Below are 18483 nucleotides of genomic sequence, written 5' to 3' on the forward strand. Positions count from 1 at the left end.
AGAGGGTTGCGCAGCCTAATGAGCGGAGCGAATTAGGCGGAGCTGGGTGAGGGGGTATCGCAAGAACGGAACCGCCCCCTCACCCGGTTCGCTCACGCTCACCACCCTCTCCCGCAAGAGGAGAGGGTTTGGGGACAGGGTTCAGATACTACTTCCCGCCGTGCAGCGCCGTTTTCGGCAGCATGGCGTGGATGCCCTTGTGCTGGTTCACCAGCTGGCTGACGCGCAGGTCGCAGGCCAGGCTGCACAGGGTATAGGCGTCCTCGCGGCTGAGGTTGGACTTGGCGCAGATCAGCTCGATCATGCCGCGCAGCGCGATCTTCGCCGCCTCGTCGAGGTCGGGGTCGAGGCCGATGGTGATGTAGTGCTTCGCGGTTTCGGCCTGCGGCAGTTTCAGGCTCATATCCTTGCGCACGATGAATTCGAAGGTCCCGCTCAGCGCCGTCTCGATGGCGGTGATGCAGACCTCGCCATCGCCCTGCACGGCATGGCCGTCGCCGCAGGAGAACAGCGCGCCCTCGTTGAACACCGGCAGATAGAGCGTGGCGCCGGGGCGTATTTCCTTGATGTCGAGATTGCCGCCCATGGCGCGCGGGATGATCGAGGTCTGCGCGCCCCAGCCCGCCGGCGGGGCGACGCCCATCACGCCGAAGAACGGGTCGAGCGGCAGATCGACGCCCCAGGGGAGCTTCGCCACCATCTTTTCCAGATCCATGCGGATGTGCATCAGGCGGGTTTCCGGGAACTCGTCCGGCAGCGTCCCACCGAGCGGCCGGATGATGTTCCAGCCCCATTCGTCACGCAGCTTCACATCAATGATGCGCACTTCCAGCACGTCGCCGGGCATTGCCCCCTTCACCGCCACCGGGCCGGTGAGGATATGGCCGGGCAACAGGCGCGGTGACTTCTGGTGAATCTCCTTCAGCTCCGGGCGCACCTTCAGGTCGCCGCCCGGCATCACCTCCGGCGCGCCGGAGACAGTGTGGATCGTCACCCGGTCGCCGGACTCCACCTCCAGCACCGGCCTGATCTTTGCGTCGAACGCGCCCCAGTGGCAGGTTTCGGGGCTGGAGGAGAGTTCGTGATGCTTGCTCATGGGAAGCCTGCGTGTCTTTCGGAAGGGATCGGCATTTGAACAGAGGGAGCCGGCGCTTGCCAGTGCCTTTGGAGCGGAGAGGACCGCATATCAGCTCCTATCATCGGGCCGATGGCGCATCTCTGCTGGCTTGCCTACACTCCGCCCATCAAACCGAAACACCACACAAGAAAGACCGAACATGGATCTGGGACTGAAGGGCAAGAAGGCCGTTATCACCGGCGGCACACGGGGCATTGGCCGCGCCATCGTCGATATTCTGGCCGCCGAGGGCTGCGATGTGGCCTTCTGCGCGCGCAAGGAGGATGAGGTGAAGGCCGCCGTTCAGGCCGTCTCCGCCACCGGTGCGAAGGCCTATGGCGGTACCGCCGATGTCGGCGATGGCGACAGCATCCGCGGCTTCATCGCCGATGCGGCGGCGAAGCTGGGCGGTATCGATATCCTCGTCGCCAATGTCAGCGCCATGGGCGGCGGCAATGAGGAGAGCGCCTGGCGTGCCAGCGTCGAGGTGGACATCATGGGCACCATGCGCACGGTGGAGGCCGCCCTGCCCTTCCTGGAGAAGGCCGGCAACGGCGCCATCGTCGCCATCTCCAGCGTGTCGGGCATCGAGATTTCCGCCGATACCGTGCGCTCCTACAACACGGTGAAGGCGGCGGTCGTCGCCTACATGTCAAACCTTGCCAAGGCGCATGCCGGCAAGGGCATCCGCGCCAACACTGTTTCCCCCGGCACGATCTATTTCGAGGGCGGCGTATGGGGCCGCACCAAGATCAACGATCCGGCGCGCTACGAGCATTTCCTGAAGAAGAACCGCGCCGGCCGCATGGGCACGCCGGAGGAAGTGGCCCGCGCCGCCGTGTTCCTGGCGAGCCCGGCCGCCAGCTTCGTCTCCGGCACCAATCTGGTCGTGGATGGCGCCTACACCAACCGCATCCAGTTCTGATCCAGCTTGCATCCGCGCCCCGCTTCCGTTGAGGATGGGGCGCGGTATTGGGAGCTGGACATGGACGGTAGCCGATGAAGGTGGCGGTGATCCCGGCGCGGGGCGGCAGCAAGCGCATCCCGCGCAAGAACATCAAGGATTTCTGCGGCCGGCCGATGATCGCCTGGAGCATCATCGCGGCGCAGAAATCCGGCCTGTTCGACCATATCATCGTCTCCACCGAGGATGCCGAGATCGCGCAGGTGGCGCGCGAATGGCGGGCGGAAACGCCGTTCACCCGACCGACCGACCTTGCCGACGATCATACCGGCACCACACCGGTTGTCGCTCATGCCGTGGAGTGGATGCAGGACCAGGGCTGGCCAGTAGAGGCGGTGTGCTGCCTCTACCCCGCCTCCCCCTTCATCCATGCCGAGGATATCCGCGCGGGACTTGACCTGCTGCAATCGGGCGACTGGGCCTATGCCTTCACCGTCACGGACTTCCCCGCCCCGATCTTCCGCTCCTTCCGGCAATTGCCCGAAGGCGGGGTGGAGATGTTCTTCCCCGAACATGCCCTCACCCGATCCCAGGATTTGCCGGAGGCGCTGCATGACGCGGCGCAGTTCTACTGGGGCACGCCGGAGGCCTGGCGTTCCGGCAAGCCGATGTTCGCGCCACACACCATTCCGCTGCGCATTCCGCGCTGGCGCGTGCAGGATATCGACAATGAGGATGACTGGGTCCGCGCCACCCACCTCTTCCGATTGCTGGAACTGCATAAGGGCTGACCGGGCATGACGATCGACGATTCCCGCCTCAAGCGCCATCCGCTGGGTTTTCTCCAGGCGGCCCCGATGCCGACCGCCCAGGAGCTGAGCGACTATTACGCCAGCTATTACCAGCAGGAGCGCAGCAACTACCGGAAATCCTACACTGCGCAGGAGCACGCCTTCTTCGACGCCAAGCTCGCTCAGCGCGCGGCCCTGGCGGAAAGACTGCGCGGCACGGGTACGCCCGGCCGCTTCCTGGATGTTGGCTGCGGCGAGGGTTTCGCGCTGGCCTGGTTCAGACGCGAAGGCTGGCACGTCGAGGGGATTGATCACAGCCTGGCCGGCATCAAGGCGATGAATCCCGATCTGTCGGACGCCGTCACTGCCGGCGACCTGTTCGGACTGCTGGATACGCGTATCGAGGCTGGCGAAAAACACGACCTCGTCTGGCTGACCAACGTGCTGGAACATGTGACCGATCCGGTCGGGCTGCTGGAACGGCTGCGCCGGCTGGTCGCCCCCGGCGGCGTGCTGGCGGTGACCGTGCCGAATGACGGCTCCGCCTATCAGGAAAAGCTGCTGGCCGATGGCCATATTCCGGAGCGGTTCTGGATCGCCCTGCCCGACCATCTGGCCTATTTCACGCGCGAGAGCCTGCGCTCCATCGCCGGGGCAACCGGCTGGGACTGCCGGGAGATCATCGGCGACTTCCCCATCGACCTGTTTCTGATGCATGACGGCTCCAACTATGTGCGCGACCGCGCGCAGGGCGCTTCAGCGCACCGCGCCCGCGTGGAGATGGAACTGCTGCTGGCCGAACAGCCGGCCGAGGCGGTGAACCGCTTCTATGCCGCGCTGGCCGAGGTCGGGCTGGGCCGCAACATCACCGCCTTCCTGATGCCGCGCGACTGACGCCGATGGACAGCCCGCCCGTCACCTATGCCTGCATGCCGCATCCGGTACTGGAAGCCGGCAGCCTGTCGGTACGCGCGGTGCAGAAGACGGAGATCGAGGCGATCCGGCAGTGGCGCAATGCGCAGATCGATGTGCTGCGCCAGGCCGCGCCGATCACGCCAGAGCAGCAGGAGGCCTATTTCGCGCGGCATATCTGGCCACAGCTCGACAGTTCGCAGCCAGACACGATTCTGGTCAGCTATCGGGAAGAGGACCGGCTGATCGGCTATGGCGGGCTGGTGCATGTCGCCTGGGCGCACCGGCGGGCCGAGGTCTCCTTCCTGCTCGACCCGGTTCATATCGGCGACGAGAAGGTCGTTGCCCGCTATTTCGGTGCCTTTCTTGGCCTGATGAAAAGGCTGGCCTTCGCCGATCTTGGGCTGAACCGGCTGTGCACCGAGACCTATGCGATCCGCCCGCATTACGTCGCCATGCTGGAAGAGAACGGCTTCCGGCGGGAAGGCGTGCTGCGCCAGCATGTCTGGATCGGCGGGCAGCCGGTCGATTCGATCCTGCAGGGCTGTCTTGCCGGAGACGGTGAGTGGGCGGATGAGCAGTAACCGCCATCTTCTGGTGACCAGTGCCGCGCGCAAGATCCCGCTGCTGCGCGCAGCGATCAGCGCCGCGCGGAAACTGTCGCCCGACATGCAGGTGCTGGCCGGCGATCTCGACCCGGACGCCCCGGCGCAATATGTCGCCGACGGGTTCTGGGTCATGCCGCGCACAGACGATACGGCACTGGACGCGCTGATTGCCGGCTGCAGGGAGCGTGGCATCGGCTTCGTATTGCCGACGCGCGATGGCGAATTGCTGTTCTGGGCGCGGCACAAGGCACGCTTCGCCGGCGAGGGCATCGCGGTGCTGGTCTCGCCGGAGGAGAGCGTGACGCGCTGCCTCGACAAGCTGGCCTTCGCGCGCTTCGGACAGTCGGGTGGCCTGCCCTTCATTCCGGCCTTCGAAGGGCTGGAGGATGCCGGCCCCGCTCCCTACGCCGTTAAGGAGAGATTCGGCGCCGGCTCGCGCGCCATCGGCCTGAACCTCGATGCGGCTTCCGCGCAGGAGCATGCCAAGGGGCTGACCGCGCCGATCTTCCAGCCCTTCATCGAAGGTATGGAAATCAGCGTCGATGCCTGGATCGACAGAAACCACAAGATGAAGGGGCTGGTCCTGCGTCGCCGCGACCGGGTGGTGGACGGCGAATCGCAGGTGACGACGACATTCCGCGATGCCGCCATTGAGGATGCCGCCCGTACGGCGCTGGAAGCGCTGCAGCTCTGCGGGCCGGTGGTCATGCAGATCCTGATCGACAGGGCCAGCCAGCCGCACATCATAGAATGCAACAGCCGGTTCGGCGGCGCCTCCACCGCCGGCATCGCTGCCGGGCTGGACTCGCTGTACTGGAGCCTCGCAGAGGCCGCGGGCAAGGATGTCGTCGCCCTGCCCTTCGCCCGCATTTCCGGCGAGGTGCGGCAGGTGCGCCTGCCCGCCGACACGCATTTCATCCTGCCGGCATGATCCTGGTCTTCGACCTCGACGACACGCTGTACGACGAAAGCCGCTTCGTCGAGAGCGGCTTCCGCGCCGTCGCCCGTTTCGGCAAGCAGCAATTCGGCTGGGACGAACAGGACTCGCTGGCGCAGATGCTGGAGACGCTGGTGCGCGAGGGGCGTGGCGCGGTGTTCGACCGCTGGCTGGCGGCGCATGGGCAGCACGGCAAGGCGCTGGTTGCGGCCTGTGTGAAGGCCTACCGCCACCACAAACCGACGCTGTCGCTGTTCCCGAAAGCGGCTTCGCTGCTGCCCTCCTTGTCGGCCTATCCGCTCTATCTCGTCACTGACGGGCACAAGATCGTGCAGGCCAACAAGGTGGAAGCACTCGGCATCGCGCCGCTGTTCCGCAAATGCTTCATCACGCACCGCTACGGCATCCGGCACGCCAAGCCCTCGCCCTACTGCTTCGAGCTGATCCGGCGGCGGGAAAAAGCGGACTGGCGGCAGATTGTCTATATCGCCGACGATCCGTCGAAGGATTTCGTCGGGCTGAATCCGCTGGGCGCGCAGACCGTGCGCGTGCTGACCGGCCGGCACCGGCATGTCGTGGCGAAACCGGGCTTCGAGGCGCGCCACACCATCCCCGACCTGTTTTCCTTCTCTTCCCTGCTGGCGGAGATGGAACGAGGTTAAAGCCTCCTGGTTAGGCCCCGGGCACGCCGCCTTCCACCATATCGGCCTTGAACGCCTCGCCGCGCTTCAGGTCACGCGACGCCTTGCGGCCCAGCACGGCATCCAGATATTTCGGCAGCAACCCGTGTGCCGGGCGGATGGAGCGCACCGAGGCCTCGGTAATCGTCTCGCCCTTCTTCACATCCGCCACGACATAGAGCGAGCGGCGGAACCGCAAGGAATCCTGCTCCGCCTCGGTCGGGCCATAGACGGGCGTGCCCAGGGCGGCCTGCGCCGCGCACGTATCGGCCACCAGCGTTGCCAGCTCCGCCGGCTCCAGCGAGAAGGCGCTGTCCACGCCGCCATCGGCGCGGGCCAGGGTGAAATGCTTCTCGATCAGTGAGGCGCCCAGCCCGATTGCCACGGTGGAGGCCAGCGTGCCCATCGAATGGTCAGACAGTCCGACCACCGTGCCCAGCCGCGCCGCCAGATCGGGAATGTTCGACAGGTTCGCGCGCTCGATCGGCGTCGGATAGGCGCTGATGCAGTGCAGGACGGCGATCTCCTTCGCCCCGGCCTCGCGCGCGGCGGCCACCGCCTCCTCGATCTCCTCGAAGGTCGCCATGCCGGTGGACAGGATCAGCGGCTTGCCGGTCCGCGCCACGAGCCGGATCAGCGGGATATCGACGATTTCCGACGAGGCGATCTTGTAAACCGGCGCATCCAGCGATTCCAGCAGTTCGACCGCAGTCGGGTCAAACGGGGCGGAGAAGATGGTGATGCCGATTTCCCGCGCGTGCCGGAACAGCGGTTCGTGCCATTCCCACGGCGTATGCGCGTCCTGGTACAGGTCATACAGGCGCTGGCCTTCCCACAGCCCCTTGCCGACGCGGAAATCCGGCCCGTCATGGTCGATGGTGATGGTATCGGCGCGGTAGGTCTGCAGCTTCACCGAATCGGCACCGGCCGCCTTCGCCGCGTCCAGGATGGCGAGTGCGCGTCCGATATCGCCATTATGATTGCCCGACATCTCCGCCACGATATAGGGCGGATGACCCGGCCCGACCGGCCGGCCGTCAATGGTCATCATGGGAGGCATGGCCGCACCTTTCCGCCTGTGCCGGATGCGGCGCCGGAGCTCAACCCCCTGCACAACCGCCGCATCTTGTGGTGTAGTAATGACTAACCCCATGATATACGCAAAGTGGGGGTGTGCGCCACAGCCTGTTGTCGTGACGTGCCGCAGCATGACCGAAGGAGCCGAAGCATGGCCGAAGACAAGCCCATCCGTACCCTCGTCGGCTCGACGCAATCCGAATCCGAGCGCAAGCTGGAGCTGGTGCGGCGCCTGCGCAACTCGCCTATTCCGGATCAGGAACTGCTGGACAATATCGGCCTCTACCTCACCCGCCAGACCCTGTCGCGCATCAATTTCATGCAGATGCTCTACCGGATGATCGTGCCGGTGCATGGCGTGATCATGGAATTCGGCGTGCGCTGGGGGCAGAACATGGCGCTGTTCTCGGCGCTGCGCGGCATCCATGAGCCCTACAACTACAACCGCATGGTGATCGGCTTCGACACCTTCGAGGGCTTTCCGTCGGTCGGCCCGGAGGATGGCGGGCGCGTGCAGGCAGGCGATTACGGCGTTGCCGAAAACTGGATGGGTGAGCTGGAGGATATACTCGGCTTCCATACCCAGAATGCGCCGATACCGCACAAGACCAAGCACAGGCTGGTCAAGGGCGACGCCACCGAAACCCTGCCCGCCTATCTGCAGGAGCACCCGGAAACCATCGTCGCGCTGGCCTATTTCGACTTCGATATCTACAAGCCGACGCGCGACTGCCTGGAGGCGATCCTGCCGCATCTGACAAAGGGCAGCGTGCTGGCCTTCGACGAGCTGAACATGCCCGAATTCCCAGGCGAAACCCTTGCCGTGCGCGAGGTGCTGGGCCTGTCGCGCTACGCCATCCGCCGCGACCCGTCGAGCCCGCTGACCTCCTACATGGTGATCGAATGAAGCAGGCCGGCGCAGCGCGGGGCATAATGTCTGGCATCGGCACCCCACTATTACTACCCTGCTGGGGAACCGGACGGTGTTCTTGTATGTCCGCCCGTGAGCTGATCCGCCTTGTCCGCCCCCTTTCCCCGGCAAGCCAGAGATGAACCGCAAGCAACGCCGCGCCAATCAGAAGCAGATCACTGCTACTACCCCCCTCGCTTCCGGCAAGGGTGTGCCGCTGACGCAGATGTTGCAGACAGCGGTCGCCCATCACAGGGCCGGGCGCGAGGCCGAGGCCGAGGCGATCTATCTTCAGATACTGGAGAGACAGCCGCGCAACGCGACGGCGCTGCATTTTCTGAGCCTTATCGCCAAGGATCGCGGCCAGCTGGACGAAGCGCTGGCACTGGTCGCCAAGGCGCTGGAGGCTGACCCCCGCTATGCGGAAGCGCACAACAGCGCCGGTACCTATCACAAGCTGAAACAGGATCTGGACAAGGCGGTCGCCAGTTTTCGCCGCGCGGCCGAACTGAAGCGCCAGTATGCGGAGGCACATTATAATCTGGGCACCATCTTTGGCGATCAGGACAAGCTGGACGAAGCGGTCGAGCAGTACAGGATCGCGATCGATATCCAGCCGAACTACACCCAGGCCCTGAACAATCTCGGCATCGTCCTCAGCAAGCTGCTGCGGCTGGAAGAGGCGACAGACTGCTTCCGCCGCGCGCTGCGGATCGACCCGACGATGGCCTCGCTCTATTCGAACTTCGGCAATGCGCTGCGACGCCAGGGCAAATACGAGCAGGCCATGCAGGCATATGCCTGTGCCTCGGCCCTGTCCCCGGAGCTGATCGACCCGCGCTTCAACTACGGCACCCTCGACCTTCAGGTCGGCCAGCTGGAGCCGGGCTGGAAACTCTACGAGCTGGGCTTCCCGCTCGGTGAGAGGCGCCCGCTGCGGCGCCTTGAACAGCCGCGCTGGACGGGCGAGGACGCGCAGGACAAGTCGATCCTGGTCTGGCGCGAGCAGGGCATCGGCGACGAGATCATGTTCGGCACCTGCATTCCGGATCTGGTCCGCCAGGCCCGCAAGGTCATCGTCGAATGCGACACACGTCTGGTTCCGCTGTTCGCCCGATCCATCCCTGAAGCGCTCGTCAGGCCCTCGGATTCCTTCGCCCCTTCGGTGCCCGATGCCGACGCGCATATCCCGATGGGCAGCCTGCCGGGCCTGTACCGGAACGCTATCGGCGATTTCCCGAAGACCCCCGGTTACCTGCGGGCCGACCCCGCCCGCATGGCGTACTGGAAGAAGCGCATCGATGCCCTGGGCGACGGCGTCAAGGTCGGCCTCTGCTGGCGCAGCCAGTTGCGCAGCCGCGACCGTAACCTTGCCTATGCCGAGATCGAGGATGTGAAGCCGCTGTTTTCCATCCCCGGCATCCGCTTCATCTGCCTGCAATATGATGCGAGTGCCGAGGAAGTGGCGGAGCTGAACCAGGCGCACGGCATCGACCTTGTCCATATCGACGGGCTGGACCAGCGCAACGACATCGACGGCGCCGCCGCGCTGATGGCCAATATCGATCTGGTCATCTCGGCGGCAACCTCGGTGGGTGAGATTGCCGGCGCGCTGGGCATGCCGGTCTGGCGCTTCAGCCTGGAAGCGGACTGGACGCGCCACGGCACCCGCAACCGCCCCTGGTTTCCCAGCATGCGGTGTTTCAGCCGCCACCCGGATTCGCCGTGGCGAAACCTATTCGCCGAGGTACAGCGCGAGCTGGCCGCCATCGCGGCCGACCCGAGGGCGTTGCGAGAACAGGGCAAGCAGGCCTTTACCTGGAGTGTGGCGCTGCCGGAAACGGCACCCGAGACCGATACGCCGCCCGTGCTGGGGCATGACGAGAAGAAGAAGCCTTCCTTCTCGATGATGATGCAGCAGCAAAAGGGTGATGCCGCGAACCCCGCCCTTGCCGCACAGGCCGAGACCGCGCGAAAGGCCGAGCTGGCCAGCAACTATTTCAAGTCCGGCGATTATGTTGCCGCGCTGGATATCTACCAGGAAATCCTCGCCGCCAATCCCATCGACAAGAACGCCCTGTTCGGCACGGCCAACATCGCGGCGGCGACCGGGCAGCCGGAGTCGGCCGTCGCCCTGTATCAGACCCTGCTGCAGATCGATCCGGACTCGGTGGAGGTCATCAACAATCTCGGCTCCGTCCTGCGCAAGATGGGCAGGCATGCGGAATCCATCGACATCGTCCGCGAGGCAATCAACCGCTATCCGCAGGAAGCCCGGCTCTGGCACAACATCGCTGCCACCCTGTCGCAACGCCACGAACCCGGCGATATCGACAATGCGATCCTGTTCTATGAGGAGGCGCTGCGCCTCGACCCCTCGCTTCCCGAACCGTTCAGCAATTACGCCATGCTGCAATGCATCCTCGGCAATGGGGAGAAAGGGCTGGACCTCCACCGCAAGGCCCTGGAACTGGCGCCGGACAATAGGCAGCTTCAGCTGAACTACGCCGTCGATCTGCTGGCTACCGGCCATATCCAGGAAGGCTGGCAGCGCTACGAGGCCCGCCTTGAGCGCGGCATGGCACAGGCCATCGATTACCGTCACGGCCTGCCGCGCTGGCAGGGCGAGGACCTGTCCGGCAAGGCCATCCTGGTGTCAGGCGAACAGGGGCTGGGCGACCAGATCTTCTTTGCCAATTGCCTGCCTGACGTGGCGGCGAAGGCGAAGCAGGTAACCCTCGATGTCGAGGCCCGTCTGGTGCCGCTGTTCCGCCGCTCCTTCCCCGGCATCCATGTCCATGCCAGCACCAGAACCGGAGAAGACGGCAACATCGTCTATACCTATGACTGGCTGACCGAAAAGCATGATTACGCCTGCCCGGTCGGCAGCCTGCCGCTTTACCTGCGGCAAAGGCCGGAGGATTTCCCGGCGACCGGCGGCTATCTGAAGGCGGATGACCAGCGCATCGACAGCTGGCGCAAAAGGCTGGAGAAGCTGGGGCCGGAACCGAAGATCGGCATATGCTGGCGCAGCGGCCTGCGCACGCCCGACCGGCGACGCTTCTATACCGAACTGGCCGAATGGGGCCCGATCCTTACACTGCCGGGCCTGCGCTTCGTGAATTTGCAATATGACGATTGCGCCGAGGAACTGGCCGCCGCCGCCCGGCAATTCGGTGTCACGATCCAGAACTTCACCGATGTCGATCAGCGCAATGATCTGGACGAAACGGCAGCACTGATCACAGCGCTGGATATGGTGATCACCGCGCCGACCGCCGTCCAGGCGATGGCCGGCGCGCTGGGCGTGCCGACCCTGCTGCTGGGGGCAAGCTGGCTGTCTCTCGGCACTGACCGCTTCCCGTTCCAGCCCAGCGTGACGCCGGTGCGCGGCACGCCGGAGGTGCCGATGCTCGACCGCGCGGCGGAAATCCTGCGGGAGAGGTTCTAGCCCTCCCCTTCTCCTCACGTCACTCCTACCGTCACTTCATTCTTTCCGTCACCCCCGCACCTGTTGCGGGGGTCCACGGTGCAGCCCATACGGGCTTCGATCCAGCGAACCGAAGCCTGGATTCCCGGGACAAGCCCAGGAATGACGTTTTTTTTGAACTGCGAGAGAGCGATCATTAATCAAATCTGTTCTGAAACCGAATCTTTAATTCTAATTTCTTGCTCTCCGGCAAACCTTACTCCTTTTTACGGAAAAGGCGCTTGACCGAAGTGCTCAGACCTGACCCAAGAGCATTTGCCAAACCGACTGCGGAACTCACGATTATTATTCCGCCGGGTACGGAGATAAATAACAGCACGGAGTCACCGGGAACCACACTCCATCCCATATATGTCCCGATCCATACTGGAAAATTAGTCTTAGTGATCGCGCCTTTCAAGCTCAGCAAATCAGGCGGAGAACGTTGAATAACAAAAGGTTCATTGATTACGAAATCAACAAGGTCAGAATTCTTAATTGACCGATCTGGCCTAGAAAAATCGAATTCGTCTTCATCAAGAAGGAATGCGTCAATATATCTATGTAAAGCTGTCTCGTTAAATTCCTCGTTTAAATCCTGTAATTTACGGAAAGCTTTGAGGCTCGAAATTGGCATTAGAGTCGACGTGTCTCCGGCACACCAAGCGATTCCAATCCCCGGCTCGACTTTATCGCCGCGCCCTCTGCCGCGGCGATAGCTCTCATCGCCTGCAACCTGCGAGGGATCAAAATACATCCAGGTTGTGATAATTCGCATGATCATCTCTCCGCCACCGCTGCTACTGGTTGAACTCCTTCAATATAAAGCGGCGTTATGAAACACAGAATTAGAAACAGGTTTACAGTATTCTGTTTCACTGATCGTACGGTCGGTTCGAAACACTAGGAGAACGATACTTACGTCTGCAATCGAGTCGAGGTCGAAATTCAGACTGAGAAACTACCGATACATGGATTCCCGCGACAAGCGAGGGAATGACGGATGGGGGAGGAGCCAACGGTACCTAGCGGTTGCCGAGGCCCAGCACCTCGCCCAGCGCCGCGACCGCGCGGTCCACATCGCCCTCTTCCATGCCGGCGAACAGCGGCATGGACAGGCAGCGCGCGTAATAGGCATCCGCGCCCGGCAGTGACACCGCGCCATACCGTTGGCGGTAATAGGGCTGCAGATGGACAGGGATGTAATGAACCTGCGTGCCGATGCCCTTGCCGCGCAGCCGGTTCATCACCGCCGCCCGGTCCAGCCCGACACGCTGGAAGTCGATCAGGACCGGGTGCAGATGCAGTGCCGGCTCCAGCCCGTCACGCTTGTGGAGGCCCGTCACCACCGGCGCCCAGTCGGCCAGCAACTCGTCATAGCGCCGCGACAGGGCCAGCCGCGTGGCGGCGAAGCGCGGCAGCTTAGCCAGCTGGCTGCGGCCCAGCGCGCACTGAAAGTCGGTCGCCCGGTAATTGAAGCCGGGTTCCGGCATCTCGTAATACCAGGGGTTCGCACGCCCCTCCGCATCGAAAGCAAGGTCGGTTTCGGTGAATTCCTCCGGCGTGCGGGTCATGCCGTGGCTGCGGAAGGCCCGCAGCCGGGCCGCCAGGCCAGGATCGTTGGTGGTGACCGCCCCGCCCTCGCCCATCGTCACCGTCTTCACCGGATGGAAGGAGAAAGTGGTCATGTCGGCATGCGCGCCGGAGCCGACGGCGTTCCACGCCCCCGACGGATCGCGGTAGCGCGTGCCCAGCGCGTGGCTGGCATCATCGACGATGGCAAGCCCCTGCCGGCGGGCAATGGCATGGATGCCCTCGACATCGCCGACCGGCCCGCCCAGATGCACGTTGAACACCGCCTTCGCCTTGCCTTCAGCCGGCACGCGGGCGAGCGCCTGCTCCAGCGCCGCCTGCGTCATCAGCCCGGTATCGGGATCGACATCGGCGAACACCACCTCCGCCCCGACATAGCGCGCGGCATTGGCGGTAGCGAGGAAGGTGACCGTCGGCACCACCACCCAGTCGCCGGGGCCGAGGCCCAGCGCCAGCGCGGCCAGATGCAGAGCCGCCGTGCCATTGGCGCAGGCCACGGCGTGGCGTGCTTCCGTCACTGCCGCGAGGTCTGCCTCGAAGCGGTCAACCTCCGGCCCGGTGGTCAGATAATCGCCGCGCAGCACGGCGGCCACGGCGGCGATATCGTCCTCCTCGATGAGCTGACGGCCATAGGGCAGGAACGCCCCGGCGCCCCCGCTATCCTTCGTCACACTACCTTGTCCTTCAGATAGAAGCCCAGATCCTCGCGGCCCAGCCATTCGTCATTGCGGTCGCTGGAATAGACGAAATCCTCCGGAACCGGCTTCGCATTCTTGTAGCCGGACGGGCGCGACCACCAGGCAAAGGAGGGCTGGATGACGTAACGGTCGCCCAGATCGACAGTGGTGCGCGAATCGTCGGAGGAGATCATCACCTCGTGGATCTTCTCGCCCGGACGGATGCCCACCACCCGGTGTTTCAGATTCGGGGCCAGCGCGATGGCGAATTCCGTCATCAGCATGCTGGGAATCTTCGGCACGAAAATCTCGCCGCCGCGCATCAGCGGCAGGCAGGACAGCACGAAATTCACGCCCTGCGTCAGGGTGATCCAGAACCGCGTCATGCGCAGATCAGTGATCGGCAGGTCCTCCGCCCCTTCCTCGATCAGCTTCTGGAAGAAGGTCACCACGCTGCCGCGCGAGCCGACCACATTGCCATAGCGCACGACCGAGAAACGGCAGCCATTGCCACCCGCCAGATTGTTGGCGGCGATGAAAATCTTGTCGGAGGCCAGCTTGCTGGCGCCATACAGGTTGATCGGGTTGGCCGCCTTGTCGGTGGACAGGGCGATGACCCGCTTCACCCCCGCGCCGATGGCGGCGCGCACCACATTCTCCGCCCCCATGACGTTGGTGTGGATACATTCGAACGGGTTGTACTCGGCAATCGAGACATGCTTCATCGCCGCCGCATGGATCACGTAATCCACGCCGCGCATCGCCATTTCCAGCCGTTCGGCATTGCGCACATCGCCGATGAAATAGCGCATGAAGGGATAGCGGTCGGTGGGGAATTCCTGCGCCATCTCATACTGTTTCATCTCGTCGCGCGAGAAGACGATGAGGCGCTTGGGCGTATAGCGTGAGATGACCTGCTTCACGAAGTGACGGCCAAAGGACCCGGTACCGCCGGTCACCAGAATGACCTTGTCGTTGAAGTCGGTTTCCTTGTCCAGGAAGTCGCGATAGAAGCTGGGCGCGCTGATGCCGCCCTCGGTAACTGTCTGCTTTTCGATGTCCATGTCCCCCTCAGCCGAGTACCGCAGCGAATACGCTAGATTGCGGATTCAAAACGGTTTTCCTGTTGGCTGCCCCTTAGTGAAGAATCATATCAGTCGGCAAGCGCCGCGTCATCCATGACCCGCGCGGTCCCGAGGGAGACCATCTCCGGCATCGGATGCAGCGCGAGGCCGAGGCGATACAGGCTGACCTCGCCGCTTGTCTTCAGCTGCGCGACATTGCGGGCGGCGGTGCGGCAGGTCGGATCGACCAGCAGCGCCAGCCGGTAACAGCGTACGGCGGCATCATTCTGGCCGAGCCGCACCAGCAGGTCGCCCAGCGCGGTCAGTGCCGGCACCGAGCGCGGCGCGTGAAAGATCGCCGTGCGGTAGCTGTCGATGGCGTCGTCGATATCGCCGCGCGCCTCCTGCTCCCGGCCAAGGCCGATATAATGCTCCGGGTCCGTCGGAAGGATGCGGATGGCGGAAAGGTCGGTCATAGCGGCCTCACACAAGGATGTTGAGATTGCCACCCTGCAGCAGCTGCAGAGCGATCTGGCCCGAGGAGCCGAAGGAGCCGCCACCCATGTTGGCGAGCTGCGCCTCGGCGTCCTTCTGCGTCAGGAAGCGGGCGATGAACTTGTCCACGAAGGCCGGGTCCTTGAAATCCTCCGGCTTAACCTTGGATTCGATGACCTTTGCCTGGCGTTCCAGGGACTGGTTCACGATCTCCTTGGGGATGCGCAGCGTGTCGGTAATCACCGAGCGCAGCACCTTGTCGCCCATCAGCTTGTAGATATCGCCATCCTCGGCAACCTCGGCGACCTTGCGGCGGAAATAGGCGGCCTCGCGCAGCGACTCGTTGCCACCGCCCAGATTCTTCTCGAACTGGTTGGTCAGGTACTTGTCGGTGATTTCCTTGAGGAACTTCTCGTCCTTCAGCTTCTCCACGCCCGAGCCGGAGAAATCGAAGGCTTCCGAAATCTGCTTGTAGCGCGGTTCGGCCATCCGGTTGACCAGCGACTCCTTCGCCGCGGGGTCCTCGGTCATGATCGTCTTGATGCGCGCGGTGTAGTTCAGCTCCTGCTCCAGACCGAACGCGCCCAGCGCCACCTGCATTAGGCGGCGGTCCTTGAAGAAATCCTCTGGCGATTCGATCTTCTTCGCATTCTCCAGGAAGTAATCGATCTCCCGCTGCATCTGTGGCTGCTTGGCGAACTGCTGCTTCTGCGCGTCGCCCGAATGCTGCAGCGTCCTGAACAGCAGCAGGGAGGACATGCCGCTCCCACTGGTCCCGGTTCCGATCTGCATGGCTTTCCCCTTCTCTTGCGAAACACTTGCGAACCTCTTGGGGAGGCAGGGAAGCAAGAGGCGGGCCAGCTATCCCACTCAGAACACGGACCAAGGCGAATGGCCGGTTTCCGGCAATTGCCATTGACCTTCCGCCGGGGCTGGCCGATGGTCGGCGCGTCGAACAAATGGCAGGCCGGCAGTTATTGCCGGGTGTTCCTTGCCCGGCCCGCCTGTCCTTCTCCTGCGTATCGAGGCGTACTCCTGAAATGACTGAAACCTGCGACTTCCTGGTAATCGGTGGCGGTATCGCCGGCGCGTCCGCCGGCTACGAGCTGGCCAAGCATGGCCGCGTCATCCTGGCCGAGAAGGAAAGCCAGCCCGGCTATCACACGACCGGCCGGTCGGCGGCACTGTTCGCGGAAGGCTATGGCAACGCCCCGATCCGCGCGCTGACCCGCGCCAGCCGCGCCTTCTTCGAGGCCCCGCCGGAAGGATTCACCGAGGCGCCGCTGCTGACCCCGCGCGGCGCGATGATCGTGGCAACCGCCGAGCAGATGCCGATTCTGGAAAAGGCCTATGAAGAGACCCGGGCGACGCTACCCGGCGTCGAATGGCTGGATGCCGCCGGTGTGCTGCGCCACGCGCCGGTGCTGCGCGAGGGCTATGCCGTCGCCGGCTTCTATAATGAGGGCGAGCGCGACATGGATGTGAACGCCATCCATCAGGGCTATCTGCGCGGCATCCGCGCCGCCGGCGGACAGATCGTCACCGATGCAGAGATCACCAGCCTGGCGCGCGAGGGCGATGGCTGGCGCGTCGAGACCCGCGCCGGCAGCTTCTCCGCCGCCGTGGTGGTGAACGCGGCAGGCGCCTGGGCGGACGAGATCGCCGCCCTGGCCGGCGTAGCGAAGGTGGGATTGCAGCCCAAGCGCCGCACCGCCTTCACCTTCGATGCGCCGGACGGCATGGATGTCCATGCCCTGCCCGCCGTCGTCGATGCCGAGGAGAACTGGTATTTTCGGCCCGAATCCGGCCGGCTGATGGGCAGCCCGGCGGACGAGATCGACTCGCCGCCCTGCGATGCGCAGCCGGACGAGATGGACATCGCCATCGCCGTGGACCGGATCGAACAGGCGACCATATTCCAGATCCGCCGCCTCGCCTCGCGCTGGGCGGGGCTGCGCAGCTTCGTCGCCGACCGCACCATGGTCGCGGGATTCGCGCCGGAGACGAAGGGATTCTTCTGGCTGGCCGGTCAGGGCGGCTATGGCATCCAGACCGCACCTGCCATGGGCCGGCTTACGGCGAGCCTCGCTACCGGCAATGGCCTGCCGGCGGATATTGCGGGCTTCGGCGTGTCGGCGGCCGATCTGGCGCCGGACCGGCCGGCGCTGCAAGAGTCATAATCGTCAGAATTTTCAGGCGGCTAAGGATTCGTAAAGGATTGGCGGGTACCCTCGGCGGATTGAGAGCGCCTTTGCGTTGTCCATAACCGAGAATCCTATGCCCGCTATGACTGACAGCATCGTGAACATCCTCCTGGTCGGCGACATCGCCAGCCGGCGGGTGTCGATTCGCGCGATGCTGGAAGCGGCGGATGAGTCGTTTCGCGTCGCCACGGCGGAGACCATCGGCCAGGCCGCCGCACGCCTGCAGGCTGGAGGCGTCGATCTGGTGATCCTCGACAGCCGCGAGGGGACGGCCATCGATCTCGGCAGCATCCCGGTGCTGCGCTGCCTCGCCCCGACCCTGCCGATCCTGGCGGTGGTACCGATGCTGGAGGAGATGGACAGCCGTGTTGCCGATTATCACGGCGCCAGCGGCTGCTTCGTGCTGGAAAATTACGACGAGAAGGGCATCGCCGCCTTACTGCGCCGTCATCTGGCGCGGCCGGTACAGAGTGACGCCACCCGCGTCCCGCATGTGCTGATCGTCGAGGACGAACCGGCGACGGCGGAAATCCTGACCCGCTATGTCGCCTGGCGCGGCTACCGTGTCAGCGTTGTCAGCAATGGCCGTGAGGCGCTCGACCTGATGGTGTCCGATCCCGCCGACCTGGTCATCACCGATCTCGACATGCCGGTGCTGGACGGCGAAGGGCTGATCGCGGAGCTGCAGGCCTGCGAAAAGCGGCCGCACATCATCGTCGTGACCGGCAACCCGGTCAGCGACCTGACCTGGAAGAAGCTGCGCAACGCGGTCGTCGAACTCTACCAGAAACCGCTGAATTTGAAGGAGATCGGCCGGACGGTCGAACGGCTGATCGGCATCAGCCTGCGTCCCGTCCTTGGCACGCCGACGATAGAGGCACGCTGATTTATTGGGTGGAGCAAGACCCTGCTCCTTCCTATAGTGGCCGCGTCCCTCCCTGCTGGCGCCAAGGCGCCCCGACACAGTGCCCCGCTATATCCGCCGCATTCCCCGCCCCGATATCCCGACATTCCCGCCCTTCGGCATCGGCCATAATGGCGGCCC

Annotated in this window: 17 protein-coding genes; 10 read left to right on the forward strand and 7 right to left on the reverse strand. The window is 64.2% G+C overall.

The features are described 5' to 3' along the window. Positions 1–148: 148 nt before the first annotated feature. Positions 149–1096 (reverse strand): acetamidase/formamidase family protein, encoded by a 948-nt coding sequence (locus tag P24_RS16220; protein ID WP_008945828.1) that lies wholly within the window; start codon positions 1094–1096, stop codon positions 149–151. Positions 1097–1277: 181 nt separating this feature from the next. Between P24_RS16220 and P24_RS16225 the strand changes: the two genes are divergently transcribed. From P24_RS16225 to P24_RS16250, 6 genes are all read left to right on the forward strand, one after another. Beyond that, the gene (locus P24_RS16225; protein WP_008945829.1) at positions 1278–2042 is read left to right on the forward strand and encodes an SDR family NAD(P)-dependent oxidoreductase; all 765 of its coding nucleotides are present in this window, start codon (positions 1278–1280) and stop codon (positions 2040–2042) included. Positions 2043–2116: 74 nt separating this feature from the next. Further along, positions 2117–2812, forward strand: a complete 696-nt coding sequence (gene pseF, locus P24_RS16230; protein ID WP_008945830.1) for a pseudaminic acid cytidylyltransferase — start codon at positions 2117–2119, stop codon at positions 2810–2812. Between the two features lie 6 nt (positions 2813–2818). Further along, entirely contained in the window at positions 2819–3706 is an 888-nt protein-coding gene (locus P24_RS16235) for a class I SAM-dependent methyltransferase (RefSeq protein ID WP_008945831.1), read from the forward strand. A 5-nt stretch (positions 3707–3711) separates the two neighbouring features. After that, on the forward strand, positions 3712–4308 hold the full coding sequence (locus P24_RS16240; protein WP_008945832.1) for a GNAT family N-acetyltransferase: 597 nt from the start codon (positions 3712–3714) through the stop codon (positions 4306–4308). Then, positions 4298–5263, forward strand: a complete 966-nt coding sequence (locus P24_RS16245; protein WP_008945833.1) for an ATP-grasp domain-containing protein — start codon at positions 4298–4300, stop codon at positions 5261–5263. The genes P24_RS16240 and P24_RS16245 overlap by 11 nt, the downstream gene beginning before the upstream one ends. Next, positions 5260–5931, forward strand: a complete 672-nt coding sequence (locus P24_RS16250) for an HAD family hydrolase (protein ID WP_008945834.1) — start codon at positions 5260–5262, stop codon at positions 5929–5931. The genes P24_RS16245 and P24_RS16250 overlap by 4 nt, the downstream gene beginning before the upstream one ends. A gap of 10 nt (positions 5932–5941) precedes the next feature. Here P24_RS16250 and pseI read toward each other — a convergent pair whose 3' ends face one another. After that, the gene (pseI, locus tag P24_RS16255) at positions 5942–7009 is read right to left on the reverse strand and encodes a pseudaminic acid synthase (RefSeq protein ID WP_040708122.1); all 1068 of its coding nucleotides are present in this window, start codon (positions 7007–7009) and stop codon (positions 5942–5944) included. Between the two features lie 168 nt (positions 7010–7177). Between pseI and P24_RS16260 the strand changes: the two genes are divergently transcribed. Next, positions 7178–7933, forward strand: coding sequence for a crotonobetainyl-CoA--carnitine CoA-transferase (locus P24_RS16260; protein WP_008945836.1), 756 nt, complete (start codon positions 7178–7180; stop codon positions 7931–7933). Between the two features lie 142 nt (positions 7934–8075). Beyond that, positions 8076–11387 carry a tetratricopeptide repeat protein gene (locus P24_RS16265; protein WP_008945837.1) on the forward strand — a complete coding sequence of 1104 codons (3312 nt, stop codon included), beginning with the start codon at positions 8076–8078 and terminating at the stop codon, positions 11385–11387. Between the two features lie 235 nt (positions 11388–11622). Here P24_RS16265 and P24_RS20165 read toward each other — a convergent pair whose 3' ends face one another. The 5 genes from P24_RS20165 to P24_RS16285 all read right to left on the reverse strand — a co-directional run bounded on the left by P24_RS20165 (position 11623) and on the right by P24_RS16285 (position 16026). Beyond that, positions 11623–12183 (reverse strand): hypothetical protein, encoded by a 561-nt coding sequence (locus tag P24_RS20165; protein ID WP_156816351.1) that lies wholly within the window; start codon positions 12181–12183, stop codon positions 11623–11625. Positions 12184–12430: 247 nt separating this feature from the next. Then, a complete protein-coding gene (gene pseC / locus P24_RS16270; RefSeq protein ID WP_008945838.1) occupies positions 12431–13669 on the reverse strand; it encodes a UDP-4-amino-4,6-dideoxy-N-acetyl-beta-L-altrosamine transaminase in 1239 nt (412 codons plus the stop codon). Then, on the reverse strand, positions 13666–14739 hold the full coding sequence (pseB, locus tag P24_RS16275) for a UDP-N-acetylglucosamine 4,6-dehydratase (inverting) (protein ID WP_008945839.1): 1074 nt from the start codon (positions 14737–14739) through the stop codon (positions 13666–13668). The genes pseC and pseB overlap by 4 nt, the downstream gene beginning before the upstream one ends. Positions 14740–14828: 89 nt before the next feature. After that, the gene (locus tag P24_RS16280; protein ID WP_008945840.1) at positions 14829–15215 is read right to left on the reverse strand and encodes a tetratricopeptide repeat protein; all 387 of its coding nucleotides are present in this window, start codon (positions 15213–15215) and stop codon (positions 14829–14831) included. 7 nt (positions 15216–15222) lie between these two features. Then, positions 15223–16026 carry a DUF1217 domain-containing protein gene (locus P24_RS16285; RefSeq protein WP_008945841.1) on the reverse strand — a complete coding sequence of 268 codons (804 nt, stop codon included), beginning with the start codon at positions 16024–16026 and terminating at the stop codon, positions 15223–15225. Positions 16027–16274: 248 nt separating this feature from the next. On the opposite strand from P24_RS16285, the gene P24_RS16290 reads away from it, so the two are divergent. Together P24_RS16290 and P24_RS19445 are read left to right on the forward strand one after the other, a co-directional pair. Further along, positions 16275–17414: an NAD(P)/FAD-dependent oxidoreductase gene (locus P24_RS16290; RefSeq protein ID WP_008945842.1), complete on the forward strand. Its 1140-nt coding sequence runs from the start codon at positions 16275–16277 to the stop codon at positions 17412–17414. Between the two features lie 106 nt (positions 17415–17520). Next, the gene (locus tag P24_RS19445; protein ID WP_008945843.1) at positions 17521–18324 is read left to right on the forward strand and encodes a response regulator; all 804 of its coding nucleotides are present in this window, start codon (positions 17521–17523) and stop codon (positions 18322–18324) included. Positions 18325–18483: the final 159 nt, after the last annotated feature.

The sequence above is a fragment of the Oceanibaculum indicum P24 genome (assembly GCF_000299935.1).
GTDB classification, from domain to species: domain Bacteria; phylum Pseudomonadota; class Alphaproteobacteria; order Oceanibaculales; family Oceanibaculaceae; genus Oceanibaculum; species Oceanibaculum indicum.